The sequence below is a fragment of the Vreelandella titanicae genome, from assembly GCF_014697095.1.
Classification (GTDB): domain Bacteria; phylum Pseudomonadota; class Gammaproteobacteria; order Pseudomonadales; family Halomonadaceae; genus Vreelandella; species Vreelandella titanicae.
The window spans coordinates 4,590,379-4,607,310 of sequence record NZ_CP059082.1 but is presented as its reverse complement, the minus strand read 5'-3'; the positions used below and the strand labels follow the sequence as shown (position 1 = coordinate 4,607,310).

The following is a 16,932-nucleotide window of genomic DNA, read 5'->3' as shown; positions in this document are numbered from 1 at the left end:
AACCTCGCTCCTCGACTTAGGTGGTCATGACCCGCTGCCTGAAAGGCCTTACTATGACGATAAAATACGCACGCTAATTAACATAACGTCCGCTCAGTCGTCGTTAAAGAGCCGTTCAGGAGTAGCCCCATGACCGTCGCAACGCTAGGTGCCCAGCGCTTCAAAGTGCTGTTGGCGGGCGTTTTTAGCCAAATATTATGTGTTGGCATCGCGCGCTTTGCCTATACCCCATTGCTACCGGTGATGCAGCAGCAGACCTGGATGGGTGATGCCGATGGCGGCTGGCTGGCTGCGGTTAACTACGCGGGCTATATGCTGGGGGCCGTGCTGGCCGCCTCTATTCACAGTATTTATATCAAAGACACGCTATTTCGCTGCGGGTTAATCCTGGCGGTAATCACGACTGCGGGTATGGCGCTTACCGATCACTTCTGGGTTTGGGCGGGGTTGCGTTTTCTGGCGGGTCTTTCAAGCAGCGCTGCAATGCTATTAGCGTCAGGGCTGATTCTTCACTGGTTAATCCAACATCGCCAGCGCGGCGAGCTGGGAATTCATTTTGCCGGTTTGGGGCTAGGCATGATTGTCGCGGCGGTGGCAGGGGAGATGATGCTCCAGTTTTCCTTTAGCTGGCAGACCCAATGGTGGGGCTTTAGCCTGCTGGGTGCCGTGCTGCTGGTGCCTGCCTGGCGCTGGCTGCCGCGGCCGGAAAGGCCGCTAGAGGGGGCTCACGTGGCGAGTAGCCGAACCGCTACGCCGCCAACACGTACTTTTATGCGCTGGATGCTCGCCGCCTACTTTTGCGCCGGTTATGGCTATGTGATCAGCGCTACCTTCTTAGTTGCCATCGTTGAGCGTGAGCCGCTGCTGGCGGGGATGGGCAACTGGACGTTCGCTCTGGCCGGTTTAGCCGCCGCCCCAGCGGTGATGCTGTGGGATCTGGTCGCCCGTCGAGTGGGCTATTTAGGGGCGCTGATTCTCGCCATGGGGATTCAGGTAGTGGGGATCGTACTGCCTGCGATTACCGCGAACTCAGCAGTGGTACTGCTCAGTGCGGTGCTCTATGGCGGTACCTTCCTTGGTTGCGTCAGCCTTGTGCTGACCATGGCAGGTAGGCTCTATCCTTCCAGCCCCGCGCGGCTAATGGGGCAGATGACTCTGGCATACGGCGCCGCCCAGATATGCGCCCCGGCATTAACCGGTATGTTGGCTGAAACCTCTGGCCACTATGGTGTTGGGCTGTGGTTGGCGGGCGGTTTTGTAACGCTTGGCGCGGTGCTGCTGGCCTGTTTGCGCCGGGTCGATCAAACCGCTCAACGCCTGGATGCCGCCGCAAAAGCCATGGTGTACGCCTAGGAACTGGGGCCTAGTGGGCATTACCCTCGAAATCCTTTAGGATGAGCGCCTTTTTCTACGGGATATGGGCAAATGACCTCTTCTAGGCAACCTCGCACCCAATGGCTAGGCCGCTGGGGGTTTATGTTGGCGGCCACCGGTTCGGCGGTGGGGCTAGGCAATATCTGGAAATTCCCCTACATGACTGGGGAGTTTGGCGGCGGCGCCTTCGTGCTGGTCTATCTAACGTGCATCTTTGCCGTGGGTGTGCCGGTGATGATGGTTGAAATCGCGTTTGGTCGGCGGGGGCGTGGTAGCCCGGTGGATGCCATACGGCGCGTGGTCAATGAGTCTGGCCGTTCATCGGCCTGGTCGTTGATTGGTTGGATGGCCATGCTCTGCGGCTTTATGATCCTGTCGTTTTACGTGGTGGTGGCGGGCTGGTCGTTCTCGTATCTGTGGAAGATGCTGACCGGGGGGCTCGCGGGCAGCAGCGTTGATGAGATGGCCGCTGTGTTCGGGGCCAATAACGCCAATCCGCTGAACCTCGGTTTCTGGAGCACCCTGGTTACGCTGGCCACCATGTTGATCGTGGGTAAAGGCGTGCAGCAGGGAATCGAGAAGAGCGTTAGCTGGATGATGCCGGGGCTGGTGATCATGCTGGTGGTGTTGATTGGCTTTGGTATGTTTTCCGGTGGCTTTGGCGCTGCGGTTAACTTTCTGTTCTCCTTCAATGCGGGCAGCCTCTCTAGCGAAGGCCTTCTGGCAGCGCTGGGTCATGCGTTTTTCACCCTCTCGCTGGCCTCTGGGGCGATTCTGACCTATGGCAGCTACTTGCCTAAAGACGCTTCTATTGGCCGCACCACGGTGAGTGTGGCGGTGGCGGATACCGTTGTTGCCTTGATGGCGGGGCTTGCGATCTTCCCGGTTATTTTCGCCAATGGCATGAACCCCGGCGAAGGCCCTGGGCTAATTTTTATGAGCCTGCCGTTGGCCTTCCAGGCGATGCCGCTGGGCACCCTGTTTGGCATTCTCTTCTTCCTGATGCTCTCTATGGCAGCGCTGACCTCTTCGATCTCTATGGTCGAAGCCACGGTTTCCTGGCTGTGCGACAACAAAGGTATCTCGCGTTCGGCAGCCGCCTGGGGCACCGGTATTGTGCTGTGGTTGATTAGCACACTGGCGATGCTGTCGTTTAACCTGGGCGCGGATTGGACACTGGCCGGTAAGAACTTCTTTGACTGGCTGGATTATTTAACCTCGCGCTGGATGATGCCGTTGGGTGGTCTGGGCACGGTAGTGGTAGCGGGGTTTGTGCTGAAAAGCGAGACCTTCCGCGACGAGCTGGGGCTTGCTCCCTTGCCTTATGCGCTGTGGCTGACCATGGTGCGCTACGTTAGCCCGCTGGGCATTGTGGTGATTTTTGTCGACGCGCTGGGCGTTTATCAGGTCTCGTTTGCGGCTCACTGGCCCTGGTTGCTGGGGATTCTGTTTGCCATGGTCGCGCTTGGAGAAACCTTAAGCCCGCGGCTGCGTACTGCGCTTAGTGCTGGTTAACGCCTGCTGTTTTTTCTGCTTCTCTTTCTGCTTTGCCTCGGCGGCGGCGACTGCGCCGGGGTGAGTGCCCACTTTCATCAACTCGTCCCAGCGCGTGGTATAGCGGTCTGAGCGGTGGGCGCAGCGCAGTTGCCAAGCAGCAGGGGCATCCGTCATACCAAAGCTGATAGTGCCTTGCCCCATGCGCTGGTTGATCTGATCCACGGTTGCCATTAAAAACGGATGGCGATCACGGACTGGCGGATGCAGCAGCGAAAGCTGGTGCTGCTCTGCATCCACTAAATCCAGCAGCATCACGCCAGCTTTCATGAACTGGTAGCGGGGGCGATGAATCTGCTCAAGGCCTTGGCGTACGGCATCAAGGATCACCCGGGTATCGTCGCTGGGTGAGGGCAGGGCGATCAGCGCCTGCGGGAAGTATTGCAGTTGATCGCGGCGATGACGGTTAGTGTTGAGAAATACCATCACCGCACGAGCTAAGCTACGTTGCTCGCGAAGTTTTTCAGCGCTGCGCTGGGCGTGGCGCCGTAGTGCATTATGTACTTCTGCAAAAACGCCGGTGGGCTGGCCGAAAGAGCGCGAGGTCATAATGCGTTGGCGCGGTTGATCCAGGGCGTTCATCTCCATACAAGGCGTGCCACGCAGCTCGAGCGCGGTGCGCGCCAGCACCACAGAGAAGCGCTTGCGCAACTGCTTGTCGTCGCTTTGACGCAAGTCCCAAGCGGTGGTCACGCCGCCAATCGCTAAGCGCCCGGCAAGCCGATGGCCGACGCCCCACACGCTGCCCACCGGCGTACGTTTGAGCAGCGCCTGCGTCGTGTGATCTTGTCCATTAAGCAGGCAAACGCCTTGGTAATGTGGGTCTTGCTTGGCAAGGTGATTGGCTAATTTGGCGAGCGTGTGGGTGGGTGCCAGCCCAACACACACCGGTAACCCTAAATGGCGGCGAATACGATGGTGCAATTCTCGCCCCAGCCTCTCACACTGCTCTGTGGTTAATCCTTCCAGGTAGACGAACATTTCATCTATTGAGTAGGGCGCAATTGCAGGGCAGGCATCGCGTAGTAGTTGGGTCAGCCGTGCCGACATATCTCCGTAGAGTTCATAGTTAGACGACAGCAGGTGGATCTCGCCGCGCTGACGCATTTCTTCAAGCTTGAAGGCTGGCGCACCCATAGGGATACCCAGCGCTTTTAACTCGGCGGAGCGGGCGATGACACAGCCGTCGTTGTTCGACATTACCCCCACGGGCCTACCTTCCAGCTTGGGCTGAAAAACCCGCTCGCAGCTGACGTAGAAGTTGTTGGCATCGACTAGACCGATCATCGCAAGTACTCGTGCACGACGGCGCGCACTACCCCCCATAGCTGGCAGTCGCTGCCTTCAAGTGGCAGTGGCGGATAGTTAGGATGTGTTGAGCACAGGTGCGGCGTTCCCCGATAGAGCGCATAGCGTTTAATTAGGGCCTCGCCCTCTAGCATAGCGACCAGAATATGTCCCAGTTGCGGTTCAATACTGCGATCAACCACCAGCAAGTCACCCTCAAAAATTCCCCAACCCTCCATGCTGTCGCCGGTGGCGGTGACATAAAACGTCTCAGTAGGGTTTTTAACCAGCCGTGTGTTGAGATCCAGCGTGCATGGCTCGTAATCCTGGGCTGGCGAAGGAAAGCCACTAAAACCAGCGCGGCCACAAGGCTGCGGCTGAGAGGTTAACGGCAAGGCAGGGGTAAAGTGAGAAGACTGGCCCGGCATCGTCGGCATCCTGGTGCTTAAAATATTGTATAAATATACAGTATTTTGCATGGCGAAGGAAAACGCAAATTGACGCCCCCTGAGATCGCTTCATTGCGTTCGCGATGACACTTTCTCTGTCATTACATGAATCACGCTCATGCAAGACCTGACGAGGATGCGATGAAAGTCGCGTCAGGCTGCGTTATGATAGCGCCCTCGCTTCTTCCATGATGACCCTTTCTCGTTACGAGGTTCCCGCCGATGTTCAGCCGCGATATGACAATTGCCGGATTTGATGATGTGCTGTTTGATGCCATGCAGAAAGAAGTGGAGCGCCAAGAGGCCCACATCGAACTGATCGCTTCCGAAAACTACGCCAGCCCCCGCGTACTCGAAGCTCAGGGCAGCCAGCTGACCAATAAATACGCTGAGGGCTACCCCGGTAAGCGCTACTACGGCGGCTGTGAGTTCGTCGATATCGCTGAAAACCTGGCCATTGATTACGCCAAAGAGCTGTTCGGCGCCACCTACGTGAACGTTCAGCCCCACTCAGGCTCGCAAGCCAACAGCGCGGTGTTCCAAGCGCTGGTTAAGCCAGGCGATACCATTTTAGGTATGAGCCTGGATGCGGGCGGCCACCTGACCCACGGTGCCAAGCCTAATTTTTCTGGCAAACACTACAACGCCATTCAGTACGGTCTGGATGAGCAGGGGTTAATTGATTACGATCAAGTGGCCCAGCTTGCTCGCGAGCACAAGCCCAAAATGATCATCGCCGGCTTCTCAGCCTATTCACAAATTGTTGATTGGGCCAAGTTCCGTGAAATCGCCGATGAAGTAGGCGCTTACTTACTCGTTGATATGGCCCACGTCTCTGGTCTGGTCGCGGCAGGCGTATACCCCAGCCCCTTGCCCCATGCCCATGTGGTCACCTCCACCACCCACAAAACCCTACGCGGCCCCCGCAGTGGCGTGATTCTCTCAGCGGAAAACGACGCTGATATCGAGAAGAAGCTACAGTCAGCGGTTTTCCCCGGCGGCCAGGGTGGCCCCTTGATGCACGTAATCGCCGCCAAAGCGATCTGCTTCAAAGAGGCTATGGAGCCCGAGTTCAAAACCTACCAGCAGCAGGTAGTTAAGAACGCTCAGGCAATGGCCAAGGTGTTTATCGATCGCGGTTACGACATCGTCTCTGGTGGTACCGAAGACCACCTCTTCCTGCTTTCGCTGATTAAGCAGGGCGTAACGGGCAAAGATGCCGATGCTGCTTTGGGTCGTGCTCATATCACCGTGAACAAGAACGCTGTTCCTAACGACCCGCAAAGCCCGTTTGTCACCTCTGGCCTGCGTATTGGCACCCCAGCGGTGACCACGCGCGGTTTCAGTGAACAAGAGTGTAGTACGTTGGCAGGCTGGATCTGCGATATTCTGGACGTACTGGCCAAGGGCGATGACACCAGCGCCATCGAAGCCCAGGTGCTGGATAAAGTGGCCGAGGTTTGTGCGCGGCTTCCGGTTTATAAATAAGCAGCTGTAACCATTCTCCTTGGCAAAGGATAGCCACAAAGAACGGGCGGCCCATTAGGGTCGCCCGTTCTTTGTTAGTGCTCTGTTCTTTGCTAAGAGTAAGGCCCCTAGTTCAGCTTTTCGAGAGCGGCCAAGCTCTGTTTTACCAGTGCCGATGCATCTGCTTGTGAAGCAGATTCGCTATAGCAGCGCAGCTCCGGTGCATTGCCAGAGGGGCGAAGGTGCACGATATCGCCATTTTCAAGCGTGGCTCTCAAGCCATCAGTGCTATTGACTGCTGAAATGCCAGCTTGTAAACCTAATGTTTGCTGCATCAGCTCAGGTGAGGTTTGCCATTCGGCCAGTAACGCATGGCTTTTCTCCGTGGCGAAATCCTTGAGTCGGTCGCTTGCCGTATAGCGGGCAGGTAAGTCAGCGATTAGCTGCGAGAGGTTAATCCCGCGTTGGGCGGCCATCACCATCAAAGTAAGGGCGGGGAGCAGCGCATCACGGGTGGGTAGGGCGGCTAATTGACGACCATCACTCTCCAGTCTGCTGCCCAATAGAAAGCCGCCGTTGGCCTCAAACCCAGCCACTCGCGTAAACCGCTTACTGAGCTTAGCCATACTGTCCAATACATACGGTGAACCAATGCGCGTGCGCTCAACTAGCTGGAAGGCACCGCAGGCTTCTATCGCTGTATTGCAGCTTACCGGCACAGCCAGCGCTTCGATTCCCAATGCACGGGCGCAGAGTAACCCGACAATATCACCACGCTGCCACGTGCCCGTTTCATCTCCAAGCAACGGGCGATCTCCATCGCCATCGGTAGAAAACAGGGCTTGTAGTTGGTGTTGGTTTGCCCAGGCACTCCCTTGAGCCTGATCCTCGTCGCTAACGGCCTCGGTATCTACGGGCACAAAGGCTTCGCTGCGGCCTAGTACCACTACATCCGCACCTAACTCGCTCAGAATATGCGCATTCAAATCGCGCCCTGCGGCTGAGTGTTGGTACAAGCCTACCCGCCAACCTTTCAATGGCTCACCTGGAAACCAGGTGGTGAAGCGCTCTGAGTAGGCCTGATTAGCGGCTTCAGAAACCTCCCCGCGCACTGGCGCGGGTAGGGTAGGCATAGCCGCCTCAGCATTAAGAATAGCGGTTTCATCAGCTTTGGTAATCTCGCCATCAGGGCGGTAAAACTTGATGCCGTTACGGTTAAACGGTATATGGCTGCCGGTAATCATGATGCAAGGTATGCCATCCGCCATTGCCTTTAACGCCAGGGCAGGCGTAGGCAGTACGCCATAGTCATTGACCTTCACTCCTAGCGTATGGGCCGCACTGGTACAGGCGGCTGCCATCGCCGGGCTGCTGGGGCGGCGATCCATACCTAGCGCAATACGTTCTACTGGAAAAGAGTCTCGCATGGCGGTAATAAATGCCACGGTGAAAGCTGCACTTACTTCATCGGTAAACTGTTCAACCAGCCCTCGTGCGCCGCTGGTACCAAAAGCAATGCCGCTGTCATGAATAATAGCAGTAGTGGAACGTACTGAACTCAATGTATTTCTCCTGAAAAAAGTGCTTGCGGTGAGTTTAACACCCTAGGCGGGAAGCGCTACGGGGCGCTTTGAGCGCTGAAGCGATCAGGGGTAATGGCTAGTAAGACAAAAAATGGCCCCCGCAAGCGGAGGCCATCTCAAAAGGTAGTACGTTTAATTAAGCTTCAGCTAGGCCTAAGTTCAGGCCTACTAAGATAGGATCGTGGTCTGAACTACGGAACGCATCATCGGCGTATAGGTTGTCATCCTGACGATCATTAGTGAAGTCGGTGTTGTAATCCAATGCCGATGCTTCATCCGCATTGATATGCCAAGTCGTGGTGCCCGTGACCTGTGTTGCGAGCGTTTCACTGGCTAACGCATGATCCAACGAACCCCAGAATCCATCAAAGACATAGCTGTAATCATCGTCCTGAAGGGTATAGCCCGCATCGGTCAGGGTCATGATGGGGTCTTCCATGGCATAAGAGTTCAAGTCACCAAGAATCAGCACGTCGCTGTCATTGCTACCGGTGGGGTTGGTGGATAGCCATTCAAGCAATTCCTCCGCGGCCTCGACCCGTGTGGGGTTGTTGTTGGCCTGTCCGTCGCCGATAGCGTCTTCACCATTGACGACACTGCCTTTGGATTTAAAGTGGTTAACCACCACCGAAAAGGTTTCACCATTACTATCTTCAAAGGTTTGCATCACCGGTGCACGGTTTGCAGTGGCGAAAGCTCCATCGGTTTTAGTGGCTGCAGCGCCAGTAGGTGTCACCGCCTGACTATTGTAGATGACCCCAACCGCAATGGCATCATCCCCAGGGCTAGTGGTGTTGCCATTCCCATCTTCGGGGACGCTGTAAGCCCAAGTGACATCCTGAATGTTTTTATCCTGCACATCTGCATTCAGCGCATCAACCAACGTTGCAATGGCGCTATCGTCACCATAACCGTTGTTCTCGATTTCCATGAGCCCCACCACATCAGCACCGCTGGTATTAATTGCCTCGACGATTTTGGCTTCCTGACGGGCAAATTCTTCAGCATTATTGGCGCCGCGTGGATCATGCAGAGTGCCATTTAAGGTCTCTGTTTTGTTGCCGTTTTCATCCAGGGTAGTGAAGTAGTTCAATACATTGAAAGAGGCCACTGTAATATCGGCATCACCCAGAGCATCTGTATCAGGTGTTGCCGGACGCTCAGCGCCGGTAAAGTCCAGGCCTTCGACGTTTTGCACTTTCCACTCTTCGAAGTTGTAATCAAGCACACCTTCGAGAGTCTGAAGCTCATCTCCACCGCGCAGCGGGTTAGAACCAGAAAGCTCCTCACCGTTACGACCATAAATAATCGGATCAGCGTTTTGTGTCGAATTCGCATCATCGATTTTAATGGTGCGTGCCTCGGCGTCGTCAAGCCAAGCGCTATAGCCTGCCACATCAGGCTCGTTGACTTCCGTGAACTGCTCTAAGCGGCCTCCTGATGCAAGCGTAACTTCGCCGTAACGGCCCAGCTCGTAAAGCTCAGTGACCACCAACGGCTCACCGTCCAGCGCTTCAATGGCTACGCGCATACCTTCAAAGGCTTCCAGGCCTTGTTTGTCGGTAAACGGCATGATGATTCGCTGGCTTTCAGGCAAAGGCACATCGTTAGCCAGCACCTCAAGGCTGTTGTGTTCGGCAGTTAACTGCGTTTTCTCGAAATACTCTGAGACCTCGCCGCTAATGCGAATTTGATCACCGGCAGTGAGCTGCTCCAGCCACTCACCACTGCTGCTGCCCGTGTAAACAAAGATACCCTCTGAGGTCTCGGCATTATTGTCGTTATCGCTATCTTCCTCTTGCAGGAAGAAGCCATCCAAGCCAGGCGCTACCATAGTGACGATGGCTTCAAGCGTAACGTTTTCACCCTCTAAAGTGCTGCTGCTTGAGTCGCCCTGTACTGCAGAAATCAGTGTAATATCTACCTGGGGCTGATTAGCAAGACCAGGTGACGCTACGGCGGGTACATCACTACCATCACCGCCCAGTGCATCAGAGCTAATCGCCCCCTCAGTATCAGTGGTGGTGAATTTGCCTAAATCCACATCCCAGGAAGCGGCGTCAAACCCGTCGGTATCTGGGTAGGCTTCCATTGCCACCTGGTTGCCATCAACACGTGGGTCGCCTTGCCACAGCGTTACGGCATCGCCGCCACCGCCCAGGCCAGAAGCATTCTCGGCATAACCAATTTTCAAGGCATCGATATTATCCAGATTGCTCCACGCTGAACGGAATTCCGCAACTGATTCGGCATCGCCATCGACCATAACAATCGCTGATTCACCAGGAGCCAGCGAGCTTAGCCCCTTAATTTCTATAGCATCTACGGGATCGGCACTGTCATCATCGTAGTAAAGCGGCATATTGCTGAAATCAAGCGCTTCTGACGAACGGTTGGTAACTTCAAACCAATCAGCGGTGACGTCAGAACCGCTTTGGCCCGACCATATCTCAGTGATGGCTAAACCAATGTCGCGCTCGCCCGGCACATAAGGAGCTTCCATCGTGCCCACATGAAAGTCAGTGGTGGCATTGGTGGGTAGTTCAGCGTACTCAAATGACCAATTTTCAGGGTTGCCAACGGCGCTTAATAGCTCCTCCGCCGTGCCGAAGCCATTACCGGTAAAGGCGGCGTTGCGTGCGCTGCCAACGGCAACCGCCGTGACACCCTCTTCAAGGCCAGGCGGCAGGGCAGAATTATTAGAGGAGTCAGCAGTTTCCTGCCACGCATCGCTGTTGGTTTGAGCCGCGTAGATAAATGTTGGGTCGCTAGCCTCGCCGACGAAAGCAAGTACTTGGTCACCGCTGACCGAAAGATTAAACCCGTTATTACCCACCTCGCTGCCGTTAGCAGTAGTGAATTGCGGAGAATCCGTAGTGTAAGTAACAACCGTGCCTGCAGGTACGCCGCCTTCAGGCGCCGTCCACTTAACGGCGCCTTCGCTGGCACGGAAGCCATCGCCTGCCCAGCCTGAGTCAGTAAAGGTAATTTCCGCACCTTCGCTGATACCCTTCAATGCTACGAATTGGAAGGATTTTTCGCTGCCACTGACCGCAGTAATCGCAATGTCACCGGCTTGAGGTGCAAAATCAGGCAGGTTGAATTCAATGTCTGTGCTCACAAAGCGCTGCTGTTCGGCGGGTAGATCCTTAGACTCTTGACCATCCTCTAACCAATCCACCGTGCCGCTATCAAACAGCACGCTCGCAGTAACGCCCGACTCGGTGATGGAAACATCAAAAAGTGATTCCGGCTTCGCCGTCAGTGCGTCCGGTAGGGTATTGAGATCCGGGCCGTCTATTTCACGAACGGCATAATCGCCATCCCATAGGTAAAGACCAAAACCTACGTCGTCGTCATCGTTAACCGGGCCCGCCAGGATCAGATAACCTTCATCGCCAGCAGGTTCAATAGAGCGCACAGCGCGACCATCCAGGTCTAAACGCAGGGGGTCGCCAAAGGAAGCTTCGTTAGCCTCACCAGAGACGATGTCAATCACGTTTTCTACCGGTACTAATTGTGCGAAGCCATCATCCAACGGCGAGCGTAGGCCAAGATAAAGGGAATCACCGATAAACACAGCGCCTTCAATATTGACCCCTAACGAGAGGCTCAGCGCATTTTCACCAAGCCCATGGCCATTTTGGGCATCCCAGTCGTTAAGCTGGCTGGCTAAATCGGTAAACTGGCCCGTCACCTCGATGCTCAAACTCTCAGCGTTATCACCTGTTACTTCAGTGGCGAAAATCATCGAGCGCTGGCTGCTCTCGTGGGAGCCTAACCAGTAGTGGGTACCTTGATAAGTCGCCACCGCTTCCAAGTCCACCTCTTGGGTGTCATTCAAACCCAGAGCAGTATTTAGGTTAATTTCCGCCAGAGGGGCGCCGTCAGTGTCGCGTTCATAGAGGCGTAACACTTGGTCTTCGTCATCCGCCACCAGCATGAAACCCTCACCCACGGCAATCGCTGCTGAAGCGTCAGAAGTGCCCGTGTGGTAACGCTCTCCCAGATTGAAGTTTGGATTGCTTGGCTCAGGCTGACTGGGGTCAGTTGGGTTGTTGGGCTCTTCAGGTTCTGTTGGCTCTTCAGGTTCTGCTGGCTCTTCAGGTTCTGTTGGTTCTTCAGGTTCTGTTGGTTCTTCAGGTTCTTCTGGCTCTTCAGGTTCTTCTGGCTCACTCTCAAGCTGCTCAATATAACGACTCAGTAGCGATGCAACATCATCCACGCTGGAGCCATCGCCGAGTAAAGGAGCTAATACACGTGCTGGTTGCTGTTCAATGCTTTCGCTGCTGTTCATAAATGCTGTGGCAAGCTCCTCACGAGACAGCCCGTCCGCCAGCAGCGCTGACCAGTACACTAAGCCTTCTGGGTCAGGCTCGCGGTTCAAAACACTGTTGTAGAGTTGATTTAGCCAAGTGGTATCGTTCAAGTTGGAAACGGTGGCTTCGAACTCATTAGACGCTTGAAAACTATTGGAAATCTCTTCCAATACTAAGCCGTTGCGGTACTCATTGACCCAGTACGCGAGGCCTGCAGGGTCGGCCGTACGTAATAGGTGAACACTATAGAGCGTAATAATAGGCTGGATTTGCAGCTGAAATTCATCGCTGGTCACCATTGAGTCAAGAGTGGTTGCAACATCGACAGTTCCGCTATCCAGGGCGGCAGTCCAATAATTAGCGCCAGCCTCATCCGGCTCACGCAACAAAATATCGTGATATAACGTAGAAACAAGCTCAAAATTGGTCATTTAACCAGCCCTCTCAGAATGAATAGAAAGGTTGAATTTATTACTAAGTCATAGCAATTAAATGACTTAAATGTTTTATTTTAATGATGCTTGGATTACGAAGTGATTTTTTGGCGACGCTAGTATACTTTTTCTTTAAAGCGTCACGTATTTGCAATGGTTGATTGCGTAATCTCTCGATTGCCTATTTTTCTACCTTTTAAAAAAGGGAATCGCCATGAGTAACTTCCAACTTCAACTCCTACACGCAGCCGATATGGAAGGGGGAGGGGGAGATCTGCTTAACGCACCCAATTTCATTTCTATCGTGGATCATTTAGAAGATCAGTACGCCAACTCGCTGTTCATCAGTTCGGGCGATTTAGTTTTGCCTGGGCCGTATCTGAACGCCGCCGCTGATTCAAGCTTACAAACAGCCTTCCAAGCCGCGGTTGAAGAGATTTATGGGCTAGAAGCGGGTTCCATGAGCGGAATCACGGCGGCCTCTGGGCGTGTTGAGACTCTGTTGATGGATCTGGTCGACGCTGCGGCCGTGACATTGGGCAATCACGAGTTTGACCTAGGCACTGATCTAATTGCTGCAATGATCGCGCCTGTGGTTAACGGCGCTACGGCTGCTGAAATTGAATGGCTGGGCTCGCAGTTCCCTTACCTCTCAGCCAACCTGGATTTCTCCGCTGATGCCGCCCTAAGCGAGCTGGCTACCAATGAGTTATTCAGCCAAGACGCTTTCCAAGCTACTTGGGAAGAGCTATTAGCTGGCGCTAATAAGCCTAAGCTAGCCCCGGCGGTGATTGCCGAGCGTGGCGGTGAAAAAATTGGCATTATTGGCGTAACTACCCAAATCCTTGAGAGCATCTCCTCGCCAGGTGATGTAGACGTGCTGACAGGGGGTAGTAACGACATGCAGGCCCTGGCTGACCTTATTCAGCCCGTCATTGATGACCTCGAGGCGCAGGGCATCAATAAAATCATCCTCAGCTCGCACCTTCAGCAAATTCAGTTCGAAGAAGAACTAGCGACTTTGTTGGACGGCGTGGATATCGTCATTGCCGGTGGTTCCAATAGCCTGCTGGCGGATCAAGAAGATCAAGACCGCGGCTTGTTTCCAGGAGCGGGCGAGCCCTATGACTCATACCCCATTGTTACCCAGGACGCCTCAGGTAATGATGTCGTGGTAGTGAATACTGATGGTGGCTGGCGCTACGTTGCAGAGCTGGTTGTCGAGTTTGACGAACAGGGTCGTGTGATTACTGACTCCATCGATGAAAACTCTTCTGGTATCTACGCCTCTACCGATGAACAGGTAGAAGCGCTGTGGGGCGACCTGGAAAGCGCCTTTGCTGAAGGCACCAAAGGGGATGTGGCCAACGACCTAGTCGGCGCCGTAGGGGAATTCGTTGCTGAACAAGACGGCAACATCCTTGGTTTAACCGATGTTTATCTGGTGGGGGAGCGGGGCGCAGTGCGTACCGAAGAGACCAACCTGGGTAACCTGACTGCCGACGCCAACCTCTGGTACGCCAAACAGCTGGATGCCGAGGTACTGGTATCGTTTAAGAACGGCGGTGGTATTCGTGAGCCGATTGGTGATGTCGTGGTGGAAGGAAGCGATAGCGAGCCCAGCTATCAGGTGCCGGGCGCCAACCCCGCTATCGGCAAGCCGGAAGGGGGTGTATCCCAGCTGGATGCAGCGTCATCGCTACGCTTCAATAACGACCTGACCATCATTACCGTCACGCGTAGCACGCTATTGGATATCCTGGAGCATGCGGTAGCAGCGTCAGCGCCGGGTGTCACTGCTGGTCAGTTTGCCCAGGTGGGCGGTATCCAATACAGCTTTGATGTAAGTCAACCCGCTGGCGAGCGCATCCAAAATGCGGTAATCGTTAATGAGGATGGCAGTGCAAACGATGTACTGGTCGCCAATGGCCGCTTGGTAGGTGATGCTGAAGAGAGCATCAAAGTCGTTACCTTAGGCTTTTTGGCCGATGGCGGCGACGGTTATCCGTTAGATGAAGGCAGCTATCAAGACCGCGTGGATCTTATGGACGCGTTTGTAGATGATGGCCAGTTTACCTTCGCCGATAAGGGCACTGAGCAGGATGCCTTTGCTGAATACATGGCCAGCATGTTCAGCGAAACGCCATTTAGCGAAGAAGAAACCCCTGCCAGCGAAGACCTGCGCATCCAAAACCTTGATGAGCGTAGCGATGCAGTCTTCAGCGCGCCTGTTGACCCACTATTGCGCCTTTACGATGCTGCCTTTGATCGCGATGCGGATGGTAAAGGGTTGGGGTACTGGTTGGAAATTAAGGAGACTACTGGTTTAGGTGATATTGCCAACAGCTTTATTGCGTCAGCTGAGTTCAATAGTCAAAACGGGAATCTAGAAGACGACGCCTTTATTGAACTGATGTATTCAAACGTACTCGAGAGAACGTCTGATTCGGCAGGTAAAGAGTTCTGGTTGGATCAGTTGGATAATGGTGCCGAGCGAGGCGCCGTTATGGTTGGTTTTACCGAGTCAGATGAGAGCATGATGCTGTTTGGTTAACGGTTTATTTGCAGACATTGGGTTGGGTATAGATAAGCTCGACCCCCTTCCTGACAGTTTTTACTCTCATAACGCCCCTACCCTAGGCAGGGGCGTTTCTGTTATGCTGCCGCGATAATCTTCGCGTGACTTCTTTGATTCAACGGTGATCCCTCCATGGCAAAGCAACAGGAAGCAACGGATCTACAGCGTGCATTAAGCGCCTGTAAGGGTTCGTTTGTATCGGTGGGCTTTTTTAGCATGTTCGTCAATTTGCTGATGCTAGTTCCCCCCATGTACATGCTCCAAGTGTATGACCGCGTGCTCACCACGCAAAGTCTCGATACGCTGATCATGTTGACGCTCGTCGTCGTATTTCTATTTATGGTGATGGGCGGGCTTGAACTGGTACGTTCAAGGATGTTGGTGAGGATAGGAAACCGTTTAGATACCACTATCAATCAGCGCCTCTACAGCGCCATGTTTCGACGTAGCATAATGTCCCCTGGCAGCCAAAGTGCCCAGCCACTTAATGACCTGACCAGCTTGCGACAATTTCTTACCGGAAATGGCCTGTTTGCTTTTTTTGATGCCCCTTGGGTGCCGGTTTACCTAGGTATTCTGTTTATTTTCCACCCCTGGCTCGGGGTGTTTGCTACCTGTGCGGGTATTATTTTATTTGCGCTAGCGGTGGCTAATGAGAAGTCTACAAAAACCTTGCTTGCTGAAGCTAATAGTGAACAGATTCAAGCGCAAAATCTAGCCAACTCTAACTTACGTAACGCTGAAGTGCTTCATGCAATGGGCATGCTGCCTGGCATTATGGGGCGCTGGTCAAAGCGCCATCATGAGTTTCTTGCTAAGCAGTCGCAAGCAAGCGATCGAGCAGGCGCGTTAACGAATACATCTAAAGTGATGCGCTTACTGTTCCAGTCATTGATTCTTGGCCTGGGTGCGCTCTTAGTGCTCGAAGGTGAAATGACCCCCGGTATGATGATTGCGGGTTCTATCCTTATGGGACGTGCGCTGGCCCCTATCGATCAAATGATAGGTGGCTGGAAAGGCTTTGTATCGGCGCGTGGTGCCTATGGCCGGTTAAACGAGCTTCTAGTACAGATTCCAGGCGAACAGCCCCACATGTCGCTGCCTGCTCCACAAGGTGTTGTTGATATAGAAAACGTAGCTGCTGCTCCTCCAGGTACGCGTATGGCCACCATCCGAGGCATCAATTTTAGTGTCGCTAAAGGTGAGCATGTTGGCATCATCGGCCCTAGTGCGGCAGGCAAATCAACGCTTGCCCGCGTGTTGCTGGGGATATGGCCAACACAGGTGGGCGACGTAAGGCTTGATGGCGGAGCAATTAATCAATACAACCGTGACGAGCTAGGGCCTTATATCGGCTATTTACCGCAAGATATTGAATTGTTCGATGGCACCATCAGCGAGAACATTGCCCGGTTTGGCAATGTTGACCCAGAGAAAGTCGTTGCAGCCGCCAAAAAAGCAGGCGTTCATGAAATGGTGTTGGAACTGTCAGATGGGTACGACACGATTATTGCCTCAAATAGCGGTGCACTCTCTGGTGGTCAGCGCCAGCGCTTAGGGTTAGCACGCGCCTTATATGGTAACCCAGTGTTGGTAGTGCTAGACGAGCCAAATGCCAATCTCGATGACGCTGGTGAACGAGCGCTGAGCCAAGCCATTGCTCAATTAAAAGCAGAAGGTACAACGCTATTTGTAATAAGTCATCGAACTAGCGTACTAAAAACAATGGACAAGCTTTTGGTCATGAAAGAAGGCCAAGTCAGTATGTTTGGCCCCCGAGACCAAGTACTTGCCCAGTTTGCCAAAAAGCCACGCCCTCAAGTAGGCCAACAGGGTTCAGCTCGCCTCTCCGCCATTTCAGGTGGTCGTGGTAGTGAGGAGTCGTAA

At 54.0% G+C, this 16,932-nt stretch carries 9 protein-coding genes; 5 read left to right on the top strand and 4 right to left on the bottom strand.

The annotated features are described in order from the left end of the window. The first annotated feature begins 129 nt into the window (after positions 1-129). Positions 130-1,353 carry a YbfB/YjiJ family MFS transporter gene (locus HZS52_RS21140; RefSeq protein ID WP_190373602.1) on the top strand — a complete coding sequence of 408 codons (1,224 nt, stop codon included), beginning with the start codon at positions 130-132 and terminating at the stop codon, positions 1,351-1,353. A gap of 72 nt (positions 1,354-1,425) precedes the next feature. Next, positions 1,426-2,889 carry a sodium-dependent transporter gene (locus tag HZS52_RS21135; RefSeq protein WP_041157895.1) on the top strand — a complete coding sequence of 488 codons (1,464 nt, stop codon included), beginning with the start codon at positions 1,426-1,428 and terminating at the stop codon, positions 2,887-2,889. Here the strand turns inward: HZS52_RS21135 and HZS52_RS21130 are convergent. Both HZS52_RS21130 and HZS52_RS21125 read right to left on the bottom strand, forming a co-directional pair. Then, the gene (locus HZS52_RS21130) at positions 2,851-4,215 is read right to left on the bottom strand and encodes a Y-family DNA polymerase (RefSeq protein WP_190373601.1); all 1,365 of its coding nucleotides are present in this window, start codon (positions 4,213-4,215) and stop codon (positions 2,851-2,853) included. The two genes, HZS52_RS21135 and HZS52_RS21130, sit on opposite strands and share 39 nt — an antisense overlap. Continuing rightward, on the bottom strand, positions 4,212-4,643 hold the full coding sequence (locus tag HZS52_RS21125) for a LexA family protein (protein WP_022520377.1): 432 nt from the start codon (positions 4,641-4,643) through the stop codon (positions 4,212-4,214). The genes HZS52_RS21130 and HZS52_RS21125 overlap by 4 nt, the downstream gene beginning before the upstream one ends. A gap of 243 nt (positions 4,644-4,886) precedes the next feature. Here HZS52_RS21125 and glyA point away from each other — a divergent pair, with 243 nt between their 5' ends. After that, the gene (gene glyA, locus HZS52_RS21120; RefSeq protein ID WP_159176454.1) at positions 4,887-6,152 is read left to right on the top strand and encodes a serine hydroxymethyltransferase; all 1,266 of its coding nucleotides are present in this window, start codon (positions 4,887-4,889) and stop codon (positions 6,150-6,152) included. 107 nt (positions 6,153-6,259) lie between these two features. Here the strand turns inward: glyA and HZS52_RS21115 are convergent, their stop codons facing one another. Next, entirely contained in the window at positions 6,260-7,693 is a 1,434-nt protein-coding gene (locus tag HZS52_RS21115) for a phosphomannomutase (protein WP_190373600.1), read from the bottom strand. A 157-nt stretch (positions 7,694-7,850) separates the two neighbouring features. Then, positions 7,851-12,464 (bottom strand): ExeM/NucH family extracellular endonuclease, encoded by a 4,614-nt coding sequence (locus HZS52_RS21110; RefSeq protein ID WP_190373599.1) that lies wholly within the window; start codon positions 12,462-12,464, stop codon positions 7,851-7,853. 217 nt (positions 12,465-12,681) lie between these two features. Between HZS52_RS21110 and HZS52_RS21105 the strand changes: the two genes are divergently transcribed. Further along, on the top strand, positions 12,682-15,021 hold the full coding sequence (locus tag HZS52_RS21105; RefSeq protein WP_190373598.1) for a DUF4214 domain-containing protein: 2,340 nt from the start codon (positions 12,682-12,684) through the stop codon (positions 15,019-15,021). 156 nt (positions 15,022-15,177) lie between these two features. Then, a complete protein-coding gene (locus HZS52_RS21100; RefSeq protein WP_089690579.1) occupies positions 15,178-16,932 on the top strand; it encodes a type I secretion system permease/ATPase in 1,755 nt (584 codons plus the stop codon).